The 18,480-nt window shown below is 45.7% G+C and carries 12 protein-coding genes; 7 read left to right on the forward strand and 5 right to left on the reverse strand.

The annotated features are described in order from the left end of the window. Nucleotides 1–67: 67 nt before the first annotated feature. Together SHD_RS06215 and SHD_RS06220 are read right to left on the reverse strand one after the other, a co-directional pair. A complete protein-coding gene (locus SHD_RS06215; protein WP_023266318.1) occupies nucleotides 68–1,189 on the reverse strand; it encodes a beta-ketoacyl-ACP synthase III in 1,122 nt (373 codons plus the stop codon). Continuing rightward, entirely contained in the window at nucleotides 1,186–2,535 is a 1,350-nt protein-coding gene (locus SHD_RS06220; RefSeq protein WP_023266319.1) for an RDD family protein, read from the reverse strand. Before SHD_RS06220 ends, SHD_RS06215 begins: the two co-directional genes overlap by 4 nt. Before the next feature lie 246 nt (nucleotides 2,536–2,781). Here SHD_RS06220 and cysK point away from each other — a divergent pair, with 246 nt between their 5' ends. The 4 genes from cysK to SHD_RS06240 all read left to right on the forward strand — a co-directional run bounded on the left by cysK (nucleotide 2,782) and on the right by SHD_RS06240 (nucleotide 9,541). Continuing rightward, on the forward strand, nucleotides 2,782–3,750 hold the full coding sequence (gene cysK / locus SHD_RS06225) for a cysteine synthase A (protein WP_011622282.1): 969 nt from the start codon (nucleotides 2,782–2,784) through the stop codon (nucleotides 3,748–3,750). Nucleotides 3,751–4,108: 358 nt separating this feature from the next. Then, on the forward strand, nucleotides 4,109–5,182 hold the full coding sequence (locus SHD_RS06230) for a methyltransferase (RefSeq protein WP_023266320.1): 1,074 nt from the start codon (nucleotides 4,109–4,111) through the stop codon (nucleotides 5,180–5,182). A 121-nt stretch (nucleotides 5,183–5,303) separates the two neighbouring features. Then, entirely contained in the window at nucleotides 5,304–6,302 is a 999-nt protein-coding gene (locus tag SHD_RS06235) for a TDT family transporter (protein WP_023266321.1), read from the forward strand. Nucleotides 6,303–6,922: 620 nt separating this feature from the next. After that, the gene (locus SHD_RS06240) at nucleotides 6,923–9,541 is read left to right on the forward strand and encodes a TonB-dependent receptor plug domain-containing protein (RefSeq protein ID WP_023266322.1); all 2,619 of its coding nucleotides are present in this window, start codon (nucleotides 6,923–6,925) and stop codon (nucleotides 9,539–9,541) included. Between the two features lie 137 nt (nucleotides 9,542–9,678). Here the strand turns inward: SHD_RS06240 and yfcC are convergent, their stop codons facing one another. Both yfcC and focA read right to left on the reverse strand, forming a co-directional pair. Next, nucleotides 9,679–11,244 (reverse strand): putative basic amino acid antiporter YfcC, encoded by a 1,566-nt coding sequence (gene yfcC / locus SHD_RS06245; protein WP_167330617.1) that lies wholly within the window; start codon nucleotides 11,242–11,244, stop codon nucleotides 9,679–9,681. 268 nt (nucleotides 11,245–11,512) lie between these two features. Beyond that, on the reverse strand, nucleotides 11,513–12,487 hold the full coding sequence (gene focA / locus SHD_RS06250) for a formate transporter FocA (protein WP_039977692.1): 975 nt from the start codon (nucleotides 12,485–12,487) through the stop codon (nucleotides 11,513–11,515). Between the two features lie 1,015 nt (nucleotides 12,488–13,502). Here focA and pflB point away from each other — a divergent pair. Both pflB and pflA read left to right on the forward strand, forming a co-directional pair. After that, nucleotides 13,503–15,785: a formate C-acetyltransferase gene (gene pflB / locus SHD_RS06255; protein WP_023266325.1), complete on the forward strand. Its 2,283-nt coding sequence runs from the start codon at nucleotides 13,503–13,505 to the stop codon at nucleotides 15,783–15,785. 63 nt (nucleotides 15,786–15,848) lie between these two features. Beyond that, on the forward strand, nucleotides 15,849–16,589 hold the full coding sequence (gene pflA, locus SHD_RS06260) for a pyruvate formate lyase 1-activating protein (RefSeq protein ID WP_023266326.1): 741 nt from the start codon (nucleotides 15,849–15,851) through the stop codon (nucleotides 16,587–16,589). Between the two features lie 15 nt (nucleotides 16,590–16,604). On the opposite strand, the gene yfbV is transcribed toward pflA, so the two are convergent. Further along, on the reverse strand, nucleotides 16,605–17,048 hold the full coding sequence (gene yfbV / locus SHD_RS06265; RefSeq protein WP_084294847.1) for a terminus macrodomain insulation protein YfbV: 444 nt from the start codon (nucleotides 17,046–17,048) through the stop codon (nucleotides 16,605–16,607). A gap of 141 nt (nucleotides 17,049–17,189) precedes the next feature. Between yfbV and ackA the strand changes: the two genes are divergently transcribed. Continuing rightward, nucleotides 17,190–18,389: an acetate kinase gene (gene ackA / locus SHD_RS06270; protein ID WP_039977694.1), complete on the forward strand. Its 1,200-nt coding sequence runs from the start codon at nucleotides 17,190–17,192 to the stop codon at nucleotides 18,387–18,389. Nucleotides 18,390–18,480 lie beyond the last annotated feature (91 nt).

The following is an 18,480-nucleotide window of genomic DNA, read 5'->3' on the forward strand; positions in this document are numbered from 1 at the left end:
AGCCGTTTAATCAATATGCTAATATAAAAGCGAAGGCCCCATTGCTGGCAATGGGGCCTGAGTCGATTTAGCGTTTTTGCAAAATCACGCTACCGATAGAGTAGCCCGCGCCAAAGGAACTTAATAGCCCTAAATCGCCCGCATTAAAGTCAGTGGAATATTTATGGAAGGCAATCACAGAGCCTGCGGAGGCGGTATTGGCATACTCATCGAGCACCACGGGCGCTTGCTCTGGCGTTACCTCATCCCCTAGCAGTTTTTTCACCACAAATTGATTCATGTTGATATTGGCTTGATGCAACCACAAACGTTTAAAGGACTGTGGTGTAAGGGATTGCTCGGCCAGATGCTCGTCTAAATGCTGATAAATCATCGGCAACAGTTCTTTAAAAACTTTGCGGCCCTGCTGATGGAATAACTTATCCGCCTGATGCGCCGAGCTTGGGTCGCAGCGATTTAAAAAACCGAAATTACTGCGAATATTGTTCGAGTAGTCAGTAAAACAACGACTTGAAACAATGTTAAAGCCCTTATTGGCGGCCACTAGGCTTTGCTCTTCGAGCACCATGGCGGTCGCTACATCGCCGAAGATAAAGTGACTGTCACGATCACGGTAATTGACCTGCGCCGAACAAATTTCGGGGTTAATCACTAACACGCGCGACGCCGAGCCCGTCGCAATAGCATTAGCGGCGGCCACAATAGCAAAGGTTGCTGAAGAACAGGCAACCTGCATATCGTAGCCATAGCCACGGGTACCGAGTGCCCGCTGGATTTCAATTGCCATCGCTGGATAAGCGCGCTGCGTATAAGCACAGGCAACGATCACTAAATCGATTTGCTCGGCCTTCACATCCGCTTGCTTAAGCGCCATCACTGCCGCCTCAACCCCAATTTCGGCCTGCATAGATAACTGGTCACTGCTGCGCTCAGGAATAAGTGGCATCATGATTTCAGGATCGAGAATGCCGTCTTTAACCATCACATATCTGTGTTTGATGCCCGAGGCTTTCTCGATAAACTCACTGGAGGAATAAGACAGCGGCTCAACATGGCCCTGCTCAATTAATCCTGCATTTTCAAGGTTAAACATATCTACATAAGCGTTGAAGCTCTCCACCAAAGCTTCATTAGAAATACTGTGTGGCGGCGTAAATAAACCGCTGCCAGAAATAACGACCTGTTTCATAGGTGCTCCGAACGGGTGCTTGTTGTAAGGTGAGCAGACGTCGCATTATTCTGTGTTGGCACGGCGGCCAATGCGTGTTCAGCCTGCGCCTGTTGCTGCTCTAATTGTTGCTTTTTATGCATTTGCGCTAAGTCTATCACGACTGTGGAAGATATTTTATCTTGGATCCCCTGCCGATTGGCATCCCAAAATATCTGCATAAAGCCCAGTAAGCCCGTCGTGAAGCCCGCAGCATAACCGCCATAACGGCCAAATGCCCCCCAAAGGCTGATTTTAGCGCCATCGAGTTGGATAACGCGGATGCCTAAGAGTTTCTTGCCTAAGGTCTGACCATCAAATTTGGCGGTAAACACAGTGAAGTAAAATGCGGCCCAGCCAAAACCTAAGCCCATATCGCTCATAAAGCCTTTGATCCACGCTAGCACACTGCGAGTGTCACTCTCTTCTTCATCATCGGCTTCACTGTTAGGGCTTTCGGTTTGATGTGCTGGATTGAGATTGATGTCAGGAACTAAGGGAGCATTTTCCATTGCCGCTCGATTATCGGTTTGAGCGTTGGCTAATCCATCGGTTATTGACTCAGGTGCAGAAACAGCTTCATGCGTGCCATCGGGCGATTGGTTTGCGAGCGACTGATTTGGCTTTGAAGAAGGTGGTAATGTGCTTGAATCCTTGGTTGAATTTTTAGCTAAGCCCTTGGTTGAATCTAGGGTGACTTCGCCCCCTTTTACCTCGGGCCAGAGACTACCCGCCATAATTTCATCACGTAACAGTGCTTTATCGGTCTCGGATAACTCCGTGCTATCTAAAGTATCTAACACCATATCGCGGCGCTCAACTGCCGACATCCCCTCAATGGGCACATTTTCGAGCGTCTGAGTTTCGAGCGTTTGCTGCAAAGCACGGATCTGTTCACGGGCACAATCGGTATTTTCACAGAGTCCAAGGGAGACAAGATCTGGAATCGCCTTAACAACAGCATTAATATCTTGAGGGGCAGAAACCTTTTCGCGGGAAGTTTTACTCGATTGATGGAAGTTCCACAAATTCCCCGCCGAGCTAAAGAGCATCAACCCCAGCATGGCGGCATAGAGGCCCCATTTGAGTAATCGACCAAACTGACGACTGCGTTTCTCAATATAAATAATCCCCACCACCAGCAGAACAAACAGCCAATCCATTTGTTCGGCTAAAATAGTGATAAATAAACCATCGATTAACATCGCCAGCGCACGCTTAAATGGCGTCGCTAATGGGGTGTAAAGTACCGATTCGGCAATAGTGAATGCCTTAGGGGTGACCATAGTTCTTGGATCTTTGCCCAAGTCCGTTTGTTGTTGCTTCATGTGGGTAGCAATCCGATTCCGATAGAAGTTTTATAAGTGACACATCAAGTGGTTATTCTTATTTACAGGTTATTTTTATTGATGTTAGCAAGAGGTTAACACAGTTAACGTCAGTGCCAATCCGGCTTTGCGAAATAACAGAATTACCTTTAATAACCAAATCGAATAAAGAAGAACAAACAATCACTTCTAAATGCGCCACAGGTGATTATGATTCAGTAGTGCAAACATAGGAGCAAGCAATCCATGAGCAAAATTTTCGAAGACAATTCATATACTATTGGCAACACCCCGTTAGTGCGTTTAAACCGCGTAAGCCAAGGTAAAGTGCTGGCAAAGGTCGAAGCACGTAATCCAAGTTTCAGTGTCAAATGCCGTATCGGTGCCAATATGATTTGGGATGCCGAGAAAAAAGGCCTGCTCACCAAAGATCACGAACTGATTGAGCCTACCTCAGGTAACACTGGGATTGCCTTAGCCTATGTGGCGGCCGCCCGTGGTTACAAGCTGACATTAACTATGCCAAACACCATGAGCCTAGAGCGTCGTAAACTGCTTAAAGCCTTAGGTGCAAACCTAGTGCTGACCGAAGGCGCAAAAGGCATGAAAGGTGCTATTGATAAAGCGGAAGAAATCCGTCAATCAGCGCCTGAAAAATACATTATGCTGCAGCAGTTTAATAACCCTGCAAACCCTGAAATCCACGAAAAGACCACAGGTCCAGAGATCTGGAACGATACCGATGGTGCTGTGGATGTGTTTGTTGCGGGCGTGGGTACAGGTGGAACCATCACTGGCGTGAGCCGTTACCTGAAAAAAGTTGCTGGCAAAGCCATTACTTCTGTTGCGGTAGAACCCGCTGACTCGCCAGTTATCACCCAGACTCTGGCCGGATTACCTGTGCAACCGGGTCCACACAAAATTCAAGGTATTGGCGCAGGTTTTATCCCTGGCAACTTAGATCTTGAGTTAATCGATCGCGTAGAAACCGTCACCAACGATGAAGCCATCGACATGGCGCGCCGCTTAATGCAAGAAGAAGGCATTTTAGTCGGTATTTCTTCTGGTGCTGCTGTGGTTGCGGCGAACCGCATCGCGGCTCTGCCAGAGTTTGCGGATAAAAACATTGTGGTTATCCTACCTTCAGCTGCCGAGCGTTACTTATCGTCTGTACTGTTCCAAGGCCAGTTTGGAGACGAAGAGAACATTCAGTAAGCGGTCAAGTTTGCTGACAAAAATACCCAGCACTGCTGGGTATTTTTATAACTAACATCCTGTGTGCGTTAAGGTTTTTAGGGGATTGCCCCAGCGTTTTCGGTTACTTTTTCCTCCAGTGTAACACTTACTGCTATAGCCTGTTGAGGTTTCAGTTTTTTGTAGCAATTTGCTAAACCATGCACCATTGAGTCTCGAACACCTCCCAAATAACGAACCTCATTCACTAGATATCATTCACCAATGATATTGATCCATAGATTAAGTAGGACGCAGCTCATAGTTTTCCCGTGCCAAACTAGCTTTAACAATTCAGTGCGTTATAAATAGGCCTCCTCAATGTTAACGCCCGTTTTTTATGTCTTTTTACCACTCGCCGAAAGAATTAAGAGCCTTTGATGCTAAGTTTGAGGCGCAAAAGATCGCCTTTGCACCTATTAGCTTTCAGGTAGCCCATTGCCTACTGAAGTTTGAAGTATTAGCCACCATTGACCGAGCAGGCGAACAAGGGCTGAACATTGCTCAACTCGCGCAAACCAGTGTGTTAAACGAATACGCCCTTGGCGTGTTGCTCGATATGGGATTGAGCATGGGGCTGGTATGGCTCAATGGCGATGCCTATGTGCTCGATAAAACAGGCTATTTTTTACTGCACGATGATATGGCGGCCATTAACCTCAATTTTGTGCAGGACGTGTGTTATCAAGGTCTGTTTCAACTCGATAAAGCCTTAGTCGAGGGTAAACCAGCGGGTTTAGCGGTATTTGGTGATTGGCAAACGATTTACCCCGCCCTTAAGGATTTACCAGCTGATGCTAAGGACAGCTGGTTTACCTTCGATCACTATTATTCTGATCATGCTTTTCCACAGATTTTACCCTTAGTGTTTGCCCACTCTCCCAAGCACTTAGTCGATATTGGCGGAAATACAGGTAAATGGGCGCTAAGCTGCTGTGAGTTTAACCCTGAAGTAGAAGTCACTATAATGGACTTCCCTGGGCAATTAGCCGTTGCCAAAGACAATGCCGCCAAGCATGGATTTGCCGAGCGGATCCACAGCTTTGCCACCGATTTGCTCGATGAATCACGTCCCTTTGTCGAAGGCGCCGATACCTATTGGATGAGCCAGTTCCTCGATTGCTTCTCTAAAGAGCAAATCTTCAGCATTCTGCAACGTACCGCTCAGGCGATGACACCAAACAGCCAGTTATTCATTGTCGAAACCTTCTGGGACAGGCAACCCTCCGCCGCCTCAGCCTATTGCGTCAATGCGACGAGCTTGTATTTTACTGCAATAGCCAATGGTAATAGCCGTATGTACCACTCTAAGGACTTGATAAAGTTACTACATCAAGCAGGTTTATACGTCGATGAAGACACTGACAACCTTGGTCTTGGGCATACTTTGCTGCGTTGTAAACGCAAACCTTGAAAGTAATTAAATTTGAATCTACGAATAAAATTAATCAATTTTATTTATCAACACCTCAGTCATACACTGACATTAACAAATAGATACATCGAATTAATGTCAGTGTTGAGAGGTAACGAACATGACTTCAAAACGTAAACGTTGGACGGCACAGGCAGCAAAATTACCTAGCCCTATGGGCGGCCTCGCCCTTGCGATTGCAAGCTTAGGTTGGACCTGGGAGAGTGTGATGCCCTCACTCAATGGTTGGGGCCAATTGACGGGAGCCGTTATTGCTTCTGTCTTACTAATACTGCTTGCAGCAAAATTTATACTGCATCCCACAGTGCTGAAGAACGAACTCAGCCATCCCGTTGTCGGTAGCGTAATCCCGACATTCGCCATGGCGTTAATGGTGGTTTCAAACCTACTCGGCCATTATTTCCCCCATGCAGGCTTAATCCTTTGGCTAACCGCCATTGCTATCCATGTCATCTTTCTAGGCGCTTTTATCTACTTCCGCGCTATCGACTTCAAACTCGAGCATATGGTCCCTAGCTGGTTTGTACCACCTATTGGTATCATAGTCGCGGCAGTATCCTTCCCAAGTAATGGCGCGCCTTGGTTAGTGAACTTGATCCTAGCTTTCGGTATGATCGCATATTTAGTCATGTTGCCATTGATGCTCTATCGATTAATCTTCTGTCAGGCCGTGCCCGATGCAGCTAAACCCACCATTGCCATCCTCGCTGCGCCAGCCAGCTTATCACTTGCAGGTTACCTAACCGTGTGCGAGCAGCCATCAATTGCCTTAGTCGCCGTATTGGCCAGTATTGCAGTATTGATGACAGCTGTGATTTATCTCGCTTTTTTCCATCTACTCAAATTGCCCTTTAGCCCAGGCTATGCTGCGTTCACCTTTCCCATGGTAATCGGCGCGACAGCACTGTTTAAAACCGCCCACTGGCTCGCGCAATTTAGTCAAATGAGCGACCTCACCCAATGGGTAAGGTTACTTGCAGACTTCGAACTTGGGGTTGCCACCTTGGTCGTTTGTTATGTCGTTATACGGTATTTAGCCCATTACATACCCAACCCAATTGATTATATTTTTACCAGCCACCATGTTGAGCTTAAATAATCAGTATAGATAACCGTATAATAAAATAGATTAATTAATAAGCAAACCAATAATATAACATACAGAATAAAAGGAGTGAATTTATATTCACTCCTTTTATCTATTTAACATTCATCAAAATAACGATACGGAGTATGTTAAAAATTCAACCAAAAATAGATATATACCTTTTTGATTAAACATCATGCTTAGCAAAAAAATAAACGATACACCAAACATTAAATTAAACTTAAGTTCAAAACCATCAAACCAAACAGTACAATAGACTATAAAATAATATTTTCATTAAGAAATAAATTTAAAATGTCACCAAAACCAAAATAGAAAACAAAAACAAACAAAATCAAAACGAAAAACAACAAATTTTAAACAAATTAAACCATTAAAAAACATTTTAATCATAGAAAACATAATAAAAGATATCAAAAATGGGATGAAGCGCATGTTTGTTCTGTTTTAACAACAAAAATTAACATTTCGTTAAAACTTGACACTGTTGCACTTGTTATATTCTTGTGGTTATATCCTGAACCTAATTAAAAGGAACACTCTTTAATTTACAAAAGAATCCTTTTAATAAAATAAAAACGAAATAATAAATAAGAGTTAGGGAGAATAACATGCGTGCTAATTCAGTATTAGCTAAAGCGATTCGCTTTGCGTTAATTGGTGGTGCGACCACGGCAGCATTATCAACTTCTGTAGCCATCGCTGCTGAAGATGGTGCTAAAGTTGAACGTATCGAAGTAACAGGTTCACGTATTAAGCGTACCGATCTAGAAGGTTCTTCACCTGTCACTACAATTGATGCTTCACAAATTGAAAAGACCGGCGAATTAAGTATTACTGATGTTCTAAGAAGAAGTAACTTAAACTCATTCGGTTCTTTTTCTGAACGTTCAGGTAGCAGCGCTCAGTCTCAAGCCACGATTAACTTACGTGGTGCAGGTTCAGACCGTACATTAGTATTATTAAATGGCAAACGTATGCCTGGTTCACCCACTTTAGGTGGTACTGCCGTCAACTTGAACACTATCCCTACTGCGGCGATTGAACGTGTTGAAGTGTTAACCGATGGCGCATCAGCGGTTTATGGTTCAGATGCGGTAGCAGGTGTAGTTAACATTATTTTGAAACAGGGTTATGAAGGCCTAGAAGTTTCAGCGACAGCAACACAACCGACACAGGACGGTGGTGAAGAATGGAAAGCCCACATTGTGGGTGGTACTGTCGGTGAAAAAGGTAACGTGACCTTCTCATTTGAACACTTAAATCGTGAAATCATTTATCAACGTGACCGTTGGTTCTCTAGCTCAACCAACGTTTTAGCACCTAAGTTTGATGATACCACTGGTGTGTCTATCTATGCCCGTAACTTCTTAGATATGACGACTGGTGGTTTCCAACCACTTACTGCGTGTAATAACCCGAAAATGGTTGGCGGCGGCCACATTTATGATGCAGGTAGTGGTGACTATGTTTGTGGTTATGACTATACCTCAGAAGCTGCTGACCATGCTGCACGTTCATACACTGCAGGTTATGTGAATGGTGAATATGAACTGTCTGATGAAATTACCTTCAAAGGACAGGGCCTTTTCGCGCGCAATGAAACCTTCGGTCGATATGCCCCGGCCGCAGGTTGGTTCAACGTTGCTCCAGGTCAAGTAGACGTTCAAAACTATGATGCCGCTGGCAACATGACTGGTGTAAACAAAAACCAAAATGCGGGCCGTGTTTACTATCGTTTTACCGATGTAGGGACTCGCGATGCCAACACTATCGATTACAGCACTGATATTCAATTAGGATTAGTGGGTAGTCACGATAGCTTTGGTTGGGATGTGACTTACCACTATAACCTAGCTGAAAACAGCAACTATGGTACTGGTTATGTTCACAGACCGACTGTAGAAAAATATGTTAAAGACGGTATCTTTAATTTCGGTCCAGAAGGTAACTCTGCCTCTGTTATCGCCGACATGGCGCATCAAACACTCAAGCAAGACATCATGGAATTCCAAAGTCTGAATGCTGGTGTGAACTTTGAGGCCATTGAACTACCAGCGGGTAACATTGGTTGGTATGTGGGTGCCGAAGCACTTCAATACAAATACGAAGCGAACGTAGATGCGCAAACTGCTGCCGGTGATGTTATTGGTTCATCTGGTAATGGTTCATCAGGCGATCGTGATGTTTACGCTGTATTTGCGGAATCTATCATCCCTGTAACTGAAGATTTAGAGTTGAACTTAGCTTACCGCTACGACAAATACTCAGACTTTGGTTCAGCGACTACGCCTAAAGTTGCATTAAGATACCAAGTTATTGATGGTGTTGTTTTCCGCGCTTCTTGGGGACAAGGTTTCCGTGCTCCGTCATTATCTGACTTACTCGCTGCAGATGCATTTAGTGCAGATACTGCGACTGACTACCACTACTGCGACGTACAAGGCACGCCTGTTGCTGAATGTAAGGCAAAACAGTATGACGTGACACGTAAAGCAAACAAAGAGCTTGATCCTGAAACATCAGACTTCTACAACTTAGGTTTAGTGTGGGATATCACTGATAACCTAAGCACTAAAGTTGAATACTATAACCTGAAGATTGATGATGTAATCACTTTTGTGTCTTTAGACTCACTGTTAAAAGAAGAACAAAAAGTAGGTTATGGCAACTTAAGCCGTGGTGAAATTGTCCGTGCTGGTAACACTGCAGATGGTAAATTACTGGCCGCAACTACACCAAAAGCAAACGGTAATGGTTTTGAAACCTCAGGTATTGACTTCAACATCACTTACTCAGGTTTTGAAACAGCAATCGGTGAGTTTGGCACCAGCTACGATTTAACTTACGTATTGAACTATGACGAAGAAGAGTACTTTGACGGTCCAGTAAACGATAAGATTGGTCGCAATGGCATGCCACAAATTCGTTTCACTTGGGCAATTGACTGGACTTACGGTGAACATTCAGCGTCGATTATTTCTCAATATATCGACAGTCAAGCAGAACGTACCGATCCTAAGACCTATCAACAAATCGGTCACTTAACGTCCCAAACAACGTTTGACTTAAGCTACGCTTATAACACGTCTTGGAATGGTAAAATTGGCTTGGGTATCCGTAACTTAACTAACGAAGACCCAGTACTAAACTCTGATTTAGAATATGATTCATCACTGTACAACCTATACGGACGTACATACACAATGACTTATACTCAAAAGTTCTAATATAAATTAGTATCAACAAAAACGGCATCTTCGGATGCCGTTTTTTTATCTCCTTTTTCACCGTTCGACTGAGTTAGCCCTTAGCCTATTTACCCGCTGTTTTAGGTTATCCCTAACGCTTAGCTAAATCCTCGCTCCTAGTTAAATTCTAGATAGTGCGCCCCTATCACCAGCACACTTGAGACCAACATCAGCAGCAACATAAAACGCCAGACAAATTTCAACCAGTTGCCCCAATCGACGCGGCATACGCCAAGGGTCGCCATTAAAGAGGCAGAGGTGGGCACTATAATATTGGTGAGACCATCACCGAGTTGAAAGGCCAATACCGCTACCTGGCGCGTTACACCGACGATATCAGAGAGAGGTGCCATCAGTGGCATAGTCAATGCGGCCTGCCCTGATCCTGAGGTCACAAAAAAGTTGAATACGGATTGAAATAACAACATAAACCACGCCGAGAGTGCATCCGGCAGATGGCCAATCACCCCACCTGCACTGTTCAGTATCGAATTAAGCACACTCGGTTCCGTCGGAGCGCCGCCACCAAGGAGCAGTAAAATCCCCGAGGCGCATCCCACTAAAAGTGCTGGCTCTAACATGGTTTTAGCGCCGTCGTTAAAACTCTGCGCCACCCTGTTAAGCGTTAAACCATTGAGCTTAAACACGCAGCCAATAACGCCGGCCACTATACCCATGGTAAAAAACTGACTAGCGATCTCGGGGATAAACCATGCCTTTGCCACAACGCCCCAAATCACCCATACCATAGTTAACACTAACAACAACAGCACCAATACATCCCCAAGATTAAAGCGGCTCTCGAGCTTTGTATTAGCATGGTGCTCACGGAAATAAGCATCAGACTGATAGCTATGGGAAAGATGGGGTTGCTGCTGAATACGATGGGCGTAACGCATGGTAAAAACAATGCCAAGCAAAGTGAATCCAGCCCACATGGGGAAGCGAAACTCGCTGCCTGAAAGGACTGGGACCCCCGCAATCCCTTGGGCAATCGCCACACTGAAGGGATTCATCCAAGAACTGGCAAAACCAATTTGGGTCGCCACATAGGTCACCATCACAGTGGTAATGCCGTCATACCCTAAACGGATCATGAGTGGGCAGATGATAATCGCGAAGGCAATGGCCTCTTCTCCCATGCCAAACACGGCGCCGCCTAAGGAAAACAACGTAAATATCACCGGAATGAATAACTTTTCATTGCCACGGGTTTTATCGATTAACTTTAAGATACCGTTATCTATGGTGCCTGTGGCCATCACGACCCCAAAGGAGCCGCCGATCACCAACATAAACATGATCACGCCAATCGCACTGCCCCATTTAGAGCCCGAGGTTAAGCCCTCAAAGGCGAAGTTAAAAAAGCCAACACCGCCCTCGCCTTTAAACAGTGCTACGGGTTGCAATTTAGGCTCGCCCGCATCATCCAATTGATAGGCAAAAGAACTAGGGTCGACCACAGTCCGCGCTTTATCGACGCCATCGGCCAGATAATGCACCTCTTGGGTTTGAAACGAGCCGATGGGGATAAAGTACGTCATTAATCCCGCAAGTAATGCCACAAAAAAGATGATCACTAAGGTATCGGGCATTTGAAAGGTTGAGGGAGTATGTGAAGCGGATGGTGCCATAGCAGTCTGAGCTGCTTTTGTTGGCTGAGTCGAGGGTGGAGTCGTCATAGATGCGCCATTTTATGTCAAACGGAAAATGCCGCACTATAAACTAAAGCGCTGTAAATCAGTACATAAAATCTTCATTCGCTTACATGAATACGCAAAATGCTTACATCTATCACACACAAGCAATCAGCATAAAAATGTCTGCGACGGCGAATACAGTAAAAAATGCCCAGTCACACTGGGCATTTCTATAAGCCTAAGGTAAACAGTCACTCAAGGAACACTTACCACAAACCTAAGCGACTGACTCGCTTAGTTACAAACTCTCTTACTTACTCTCTTGGCTATTTTTCGCCTTTTCGGTATGCAAGGGCGACGCAAAAAAGTGCGGTTGATGGGATTTTTGCGGATCGGGTAAGGCAATTTGGCCCTGCTCAATCCACCAATAACCGAGACCGACGATCACACCGCCGCCGACAATGTTCCCTAAGGTCACAGGAATTAAGTTATTGAATACGAAGTGTGCCACGGTTAAGTCGGCAAATTGTTCTTGGGTCACACCTAAAGAAGCAAAAAACTCAGGGCTGGCGACCGATTGAATAGTGATCCCAAGCGGCACCATAAACAGATTTGCAATACTGTGTTCAAAACCACTGCTGACAAACATGGCTACAGGGAGGATCAGCAAAATTGCTTTGGTCAGGGATTCGCGGCTGGCGAAGGTCATCCAAATACCCAGACACACCAACATGTTACATAAAATACCTAAGCTAAATGCCTGTATCCAAGTATGGTGTAGCTTATGTTGTGACACTTTTAGCGCATTTAAGCCCCAGTTGCCGCCATCGAGTTCATATAAACCCGCCGCCATAATCAAGCCAACCATTAACATGGCACCGACAAAGTTGCCGATATACACGCGGCTCCAGCATTTGAGCAATTCACTGGTAGTCACTTGTTTTTGCGCCCATGCAACGCTGCTCAGCACTGAGCTGGTAAACAGCTCACCGCCGCAAATCACCACCAAAATTAAGCCTAAGCTGAAGGCAATCCCGCCCACGAGGCGTACTAAGCCCCAGGCACTATCACCCGCGCCAGTAGTGACGGTCAGATAAAACACAAAGGCTAAGGCAATAAAAGCGCCAGCAAATACCGCCAAACCAAAGGATTGCCAAGGCGCCTTAACCACTTTGCTTTTGCCGTAAATTTCAGCCTGGTGATAACAACTAAAATGCGAAGAAACCTGCACAGGCTCATGACCATTTGATGATGTCTGTGGAGCGTTAGCATGTGAGTCTTTCATAACTGAACTCCCAAAACCGATAAACAAACGCGAACTTGCAACATAGGTCTCTCCTACAGCGCCCAAGCGCAGATCAAACCAATCAAAATTTACATTAAGACTTGCTTAAATGATGACTCACTAAAGTCACGCTTTGTAACATACAAATCGTATTCGCTGTGAAGCACAGATTGCCAAAGCGTGATGTTATTCACAGGTAAAATGTAAAATTTTTGAAGCCATAAACATAAAAGGTTAATTGGTCATACCAATTTTAGTCGATTTTCACCTTTTTGCCATTGCTCTTTTAAAGAGCATTTTTAGGTAAGATGAAGCAGATTTAACCTTACAGAAGGCGAGTTTCACTAATCAAGATGACGGCTTGTTGACGACGCTACTGTTCGCGCTACATTCATTTGAGGAAAAACAATCATGTTTTCTATCCCCTCAAACGGAACGATTTCATATCGGCTCATTTTCAGTCAAATGCCCTACCACCAAGCATCCCGTATAAACGAGCCTTTTGTGACGACTGCATTATCAGGCCAAAGGCCGCCTAAATCGTAAACAATTAAAATCATTCGATACGGTGATAGCTTTCGTCGGTTAAAAGCGCGACAGTCAATCAAATAAGCGATGAGATTGGCAGCCATTAGGCCAGCAAAAGCGTGCTTTAAACCTTATTGTGCTAAAAAAATGCTACCTCGCTAGCAAATTTGCGATCAACTGGGCACAAACTCGTCCGTTTAAGATGCGAGAGAATAAGAGCTATGTTAATATGCTCATGGATAATTGGTCTTACCAATTTATAAAAGAGTTATCGATAGCCGATAATCCAAGTTAAACGAATATTTGTCATCTTATCGGGTATCAATAGACAGACACTTGGCGCGATAAACATCCCCAAGTTCCAGTTCCCATCATAGGGCGTCATCTTGAAGGGAGCTTTAATCAGGAAATAGCGATTGGCCTATACTCAACATGGTTTACCCATGAGCGCCAATGACCTTTATCTCAACCAAAAGGTATTAGTACGATGACCGACAAAACTGAACTGTTTGCCAACGCATGGGAAGGTTTTACCCCTGGCGATTGGAAATCTGAAGTCAATGTACGTGACTTTATTCAACAAAACTATGCTCCCTATGAAGGTGACGAGTCATTCCTAGCCGGTGCCACCGAAGCCACAACCCAGTTGTGGGACAAAGTGATGGAAGGCATCAAGCAAGAAAACCGCACCCACGCGCCAGTAGATTTTGATACTAAGATGGTCTCTACCATCACTTCCCATGACGCGGGTTATATCAATAAAGATTTAGAAACTATCGTTGGTTTACAAACCGACGCGCCGCTCAAGCGCGCTATGTTACCTAACGGTGGTATTCGCATGGTTGAAGGCTCATGTGCCGCTTACAACCGCGAACTCGACGCCGATGTAAAATACATCTACTCAGAACTGCGTAAAACCCACAACCAAGGCGTATTCGACGTCTACACCCCTGAAATCATGGCGTGTCGTAAATCCGGCGTATTAACTGGTTTACCCGATGCCTATGGCCGTGGCCGTATCATCGGTGACTATCGCCGTGTTGCACTTTACGGTATCGACTTCTTAATGAAGGATAAATTTGCCCAGTTCAGCTCACTGCAAGCCCAGTTTGAAGCCGGCGAAGATTTATCTAACGTTATCCAACTGCGTGAAGAAATTGCCGAGCAGCACCGCGCTCTAGGTCAAATGAAGACCATGGCGGCTAAATACGGTTTCGATATTTCTCGCCCAGCCGCTAACGCCAAAGAAGCGATTCAATGGACATATTTTGGCTACTTAGCCGCTGTGAAGAGCCAAAACGGCGCGGCAATGTCTTTAGGCCGTACCTCATCATTCCTCGATGTCTACATCGAGCGCGATCTGAAAAACGGCGTTATCACAGAGCAACAAGCTCAAGAAATGATTGACCATTTCGTGATGAAACTGCGTATGGTGCGTTTCCTACGTACTCCAGAATACGATGAGTTATTCTCAGGCGATCCAATTTGGGCAACTGAATCAATCGGCGGTATGGGCTTAGATGGCCGTACACTGGTAACTAAATCCAGCTTCCGTTTCTTAAACACTTTATACACTATGGGCCCAAGCCCAGAGCCAAACATCACTGTGCTCTGGTCTGACAAACTGCCTGTAGGCTTTAAAAAGTACTGCGCGAAAGTGTCTATCGACACTAGCTCAATCCAGTACGAAAACGATGACTTAATGCGCCCAGATTTCCAATCTGACGATTACGCTATCGCTTGCTGCGTGAGCCCAATGGTTGTGGGTAAACACATGCAGTTCTTCGGCGCCCGTGCAAACTTGGCCAAAACCATGTTGTATGCGATTAACGGCGGCGTTGACGAAAAACTGAAAATCCAAATCGCGCCAAAAGCCGACCCAATCACCGACGAAGTATTGAACTTCGATGACGTGATGAATCGCTTAGACGGCCTGATGGATTGGTTAGCAACCCAATATGTCACGGCACTGAACGCTATTCACTACATGCACGACAAGTACTCCTACGAAGCTGCGCTAATGGCGCTGCACGACAGAGACGTACGTCGTACTATGGCTTGCGGTATCGCAGGGCTTTCAATCGCGGCCGACTCACTGTCAGCCATCAAGTACGCTCAAGTTAAACCTGTACGCGATGAAAACGGCATTGCCGTCGACTTTGAGATCAGCGGTGATTATCCAAAATTTGGTAACAACGACCCACGCGTCGACGATATCGCCTGTGACTTAGTTGAACGTTTTATGTCGAAGATCCGCGACCGTAAAATGTACCGCAACGCTATCCCAACTCAGTCAATTCTGACCATCACCTCTAACGTGGTTTATGGTAAGAAAACCGGTAACACGCCAGACGGTCGCCGTTCAGGTGCACCATTTGCACCGGGCGCAAACCCAATGCACGGCCGTGATGAGAAAGGCGCGATTGCCTCGTTAACCTCAGTGGCAAAACTGCCTTTTGCCCACGCACAGGACGGTATCTCTTACACCTTCTCCATCGTGCCTAATGCCTTAGGTAAAGATGAAGACGGTCGCCGTACTAACCTCGCGGCGTTGATGGACGGATATTTCGCCCACAACGAAGGACACGAAGGCGGTCAACACTTGAACGTTAACGTGATGAACCGTGAAATGCTTGAGGATGCGGTCGTTAACCCTGACAAGTATCCACAACTGACCATCCGGGTATCGGGTTACGCAGTGCGCTTTAACTCTTTGACCCCAGAGCAGCAGCAAGACGTGATCACACGTACTTTCACAAAAGGTCTGTAAGCTAAATTAGGTAAGGCTGTAGTACAATGTGCTACAGCCTCACTTATTTCAACAGGAGTCACAATGGCAGTTACCGGTCGGATCCACTCAGTGGAATCCTTTGGCACAGTGGATGGTCCAGGCATACGGTTTATCACCTTTATGCAGGGCTGTTTAATGCGCTGTCAGTATTGTCATAACCGTGACACTTGGGATCTTGATGGTGGCAAAGAAGTACAGGTCGACGAGTTAATGAGCCAAATCATTAGCTACCGCCCCTTCCTCGATGCCAGCAACGGCGGTGTGACCGCCAGCGGTGGCGAAGCCATATTACAGGCGGAGTTTGTCGCCGAACTTTTTAAAGCCTGTAAAAAAGAAGGCATTCATACCTGTTTAGATACCAACGGCTTTGTGCGTAAGTACACGCCAGTGATTGATGAGCTTCTCGATCATACCGATCTGGTGTTGCTTGATATCAAACAAATGAATGACGATAAACACATTGAACTGACAAAGGTCAGTAACCACAGAACGCTGCAATTTGCCGAGTACCTCGCCAAACGCAATCAGCCTACCTGGATACGTTATGTGGTCGTGGGTGGATTTACCGACGATGAAGCCTCGGCATTACAACTGGCCGAATTTATCAAGCCCATGAAGAATATTGAAAAAGTTGAACTCCTGCCCTACCACGAACTGGGTAAACACAAGTGGGAAGCGATGGGAGAAAGCTATCAACTCGATGGCGTCGCACCACCGAGTCGCGACACCATGGAAAAAATTAAAGCCGTGTTTAGCTCACAGGGGATTAATGCGGTGTATTAAGACGCCAAGGGAGGCTTAAAGCTCCTCCCAATAACTGGCATCTAAGCGCTCAAAGGCTATTTTTAAGATGAGCGCCATATCAAGGTAACACGCCTTAGCGCCCAAGGATTGGCAATGAATGCCCATGGCAGACAATTTCGCACTCAACTGATTACTCCAGTCGAACAGCGATAAAGGTAATGGATGGCGCGCACGCCAGCCTAACCATAATAAGCCCTGCAACGGCAGGCTAATAAAGAACAACGCGATTGTGATGGCTTGAGGTAAAAACGCCCAACCATAGGTATAAATCTGACTCACACTCGCCAAAATCGCCAGCACTGGCATCACCAGAATGGCAAGCTGAGTGGCGCGTACCACCCGATACTCAGGAAAATACAAACCCAGTTGTCTAACCATAGGCCACGTCTTCATATAACGACGACCGTCACCTAAGGTTTTGAGAATATTGATACTCAATTTTAGACACCTACAACAGAGGAACACTGCTTTTACCATAGCACAATCTGGCACTGCGCCCCAAGACTGTGATGGCAAATTACGCAAGCGTTCCCAAGATTTTGAATCGTTAACTTAAACACAATGGCAAAAGGTTTACACATGTCTAATAAACTGGTTTTAGTACTCAATTGCGGTAGCTCTTCACTCAAATTTGCCGTCATTGACGCGCAAACAGGTGACGATCAGATCTCTGGCCTAGCCGAGTGTTTTGGCTTAGAAGACTCGCGCATTAAATGGAAAATCAACGGTGAAAAGCATGAATCCTCTTTAGGTGCATTTACCGCTCACCGTGAAGCCGTTGAATTTATCGTCAATAAAATCCTTGCCGGTCAACCTGAATTAGCCGCGCAAATTCAGGCCGTAGGTCACCGTATCGTACACGGCGGTGAGAAGTTCACCCGCTCAGTGATCATCGACGAGCATGTGATTAAAGGAATTGAAGAGTGTTCATCTCTGGCGCCACTGCATAACCCTGCGCACCTTATCGGTATTCGCGCAGCCATTGCGTCTTTCCCTAAACTACCACAAGTGGCGGTGTTCGATACTGCATTCCACCAAAGCATGCCTGAGCGCGCTTTTATCTACGCTCTACCATACAAGCTGTACCGTGAACACGGTATCCGCCGCTATGGTATGCACGGCACTAGCCACCTGTTTGTCAGCCGTGAAGCCGCTAAAGTGTTGAACAAACCTTTAGAAGAAACCAATGTGATCTGCGCGCACTTAGGCAACGGTGCCTCGGTGACGGCGGTTAAAGGCGGTAAGAGTGTTGATACCTCAATGGGACTGACGCCACTTGAAGGCTTAGTCATGGGCACTCGCTGTGGCGATCTCGACCCATCAATTATCTACCACTTAGTGCACCAACTGGGTTATACACTGGAAGAAGTCAACAATCTGATGAACAAGCAAAGTGGTTTGTTAGGGATTTCTGAACTGACCAACGATTGCCGTGGCATCGAAGAAGGTTATGCCGATGGTCACAAAGGCGCGACCTTAGCACTGGAAATCTTCTGCTACCGTCTGGCGAAATATATCGCGTCTTACACTGTGCCACTCGGTCGTTTAGATGCCGTGGTCTTTACCGGTGGTATCGGCGAAAACTCCGATCTCATCCGCGAGAAAGTGCTCAATCTGCTACAAATCTTCAATTTCCATGTCGATAGTGAGCGAAACAAAGCGGCCCGCTTCGGCAAGAAAGGCATCATCACCACAGACAACAGTACTGTTGCCATGGTCATCCCGACCAACGAAGAGTGGGTTATCGCCGAAGATTCGATTAAACTCATTACTAAATAATAAGATGATCCAAGCCGTTTGCTCTGCCAAACGGCTTTGTTGTTAGCGACCTACAGCTAAATAAACACAAGCAAAGCAGCAGAGACGACTT

Origin of the sequence: Shewanella decolorationis S12, assembly GCF_000485795.1 — a bacterium.
Classification (GTDB): domain Bacteria; phylum Pseudomonadota; class Gammaproteobacteria; order Enterobacterales; family Shewanellaceae; genus Shewanella; species Shewanella decolorationis.

What these genes read in the sequence shown, in the direction of transcription:
- SHD_RS06215 (WP_023266318.1), bottom strand. Translation starts at nt 1,189, where the DNA reads ATGAAACAGGTCGTTATTTCTGGCAGCGGTTTATTTACGCCGCCACAC.
- pflB (WP_023266325.1), top strand. Translation starts at nt 13,503, where the DNA reads ATGACCGACAAAACTGAACTGTTTGCCAACGCATGGGAAGGTTTTACC.
- yfcC (WP_167330617.1), bottom strand. Translation starts at nt 11,244, where the DNA reads ATGACGACTCCACCCTCGACTCAGCCAACAAAAGCAGCTCAGACTGCT.
- SHD_RS06220 (WP_023266319.1), bottom strand. Translation starts at nt 2,535, where the DNA reads ATGAAGCAACAACAAACGGACTTGGGCAAAGATCCAAGAACTATGGTC.
- pflA (WP_023266326.1), top strand. Translation starts at nt 15,849, where the DNA reads ATGGCAGTTACCGGTCGGATCCACTCAGTGGAATCCTTTGGCACAGTG.
- focA (WP_039977692.1), bottom strand. Translation starts at nt 12,487, where the DNA reads ATGAAAGACTCACATGCTAACGCTCCACAGACATCATCAAATGGTCAT.
- SHD_RS06230 (WP_023266320.1), top strand. Translation starts at nt 4,109, where the DNA reads ATGTCTTTTTACCACTCGCCGAAAGAATTAAGAGCCTTTGATGCTAAG.
- ackA (WP_039977694.1), top strand. Translation starts at nt 17,190, where the DNA reads ATGTCTAATAAACTGGTTTTAGTACTCAATTGCGGTAGCTCTTCACTC.
- SHD_RS06240 (WP_023266322.1), top strand. Translation starts at nt 6,923, where the DNA reads ATGCGTGCTAATTCAGTATTAGCTAAAGCGATTCGCTTTGCGTTAATT.
- SHD_RS06235 (WP_023266321.1), top strand. Translation starts at nt 5,304, where the DNA reads ATGACTTCAAAACGTAAACGTTGGACGGCACAGGCAGCAAAATTACCT.
- cysK (WP_011622282.1), top strand. Translation starts at nt 2,782, where the DNA reads ATGAGCAAAATTTTCGAAGACAATTCATATACTATTGGCAACACCCCG.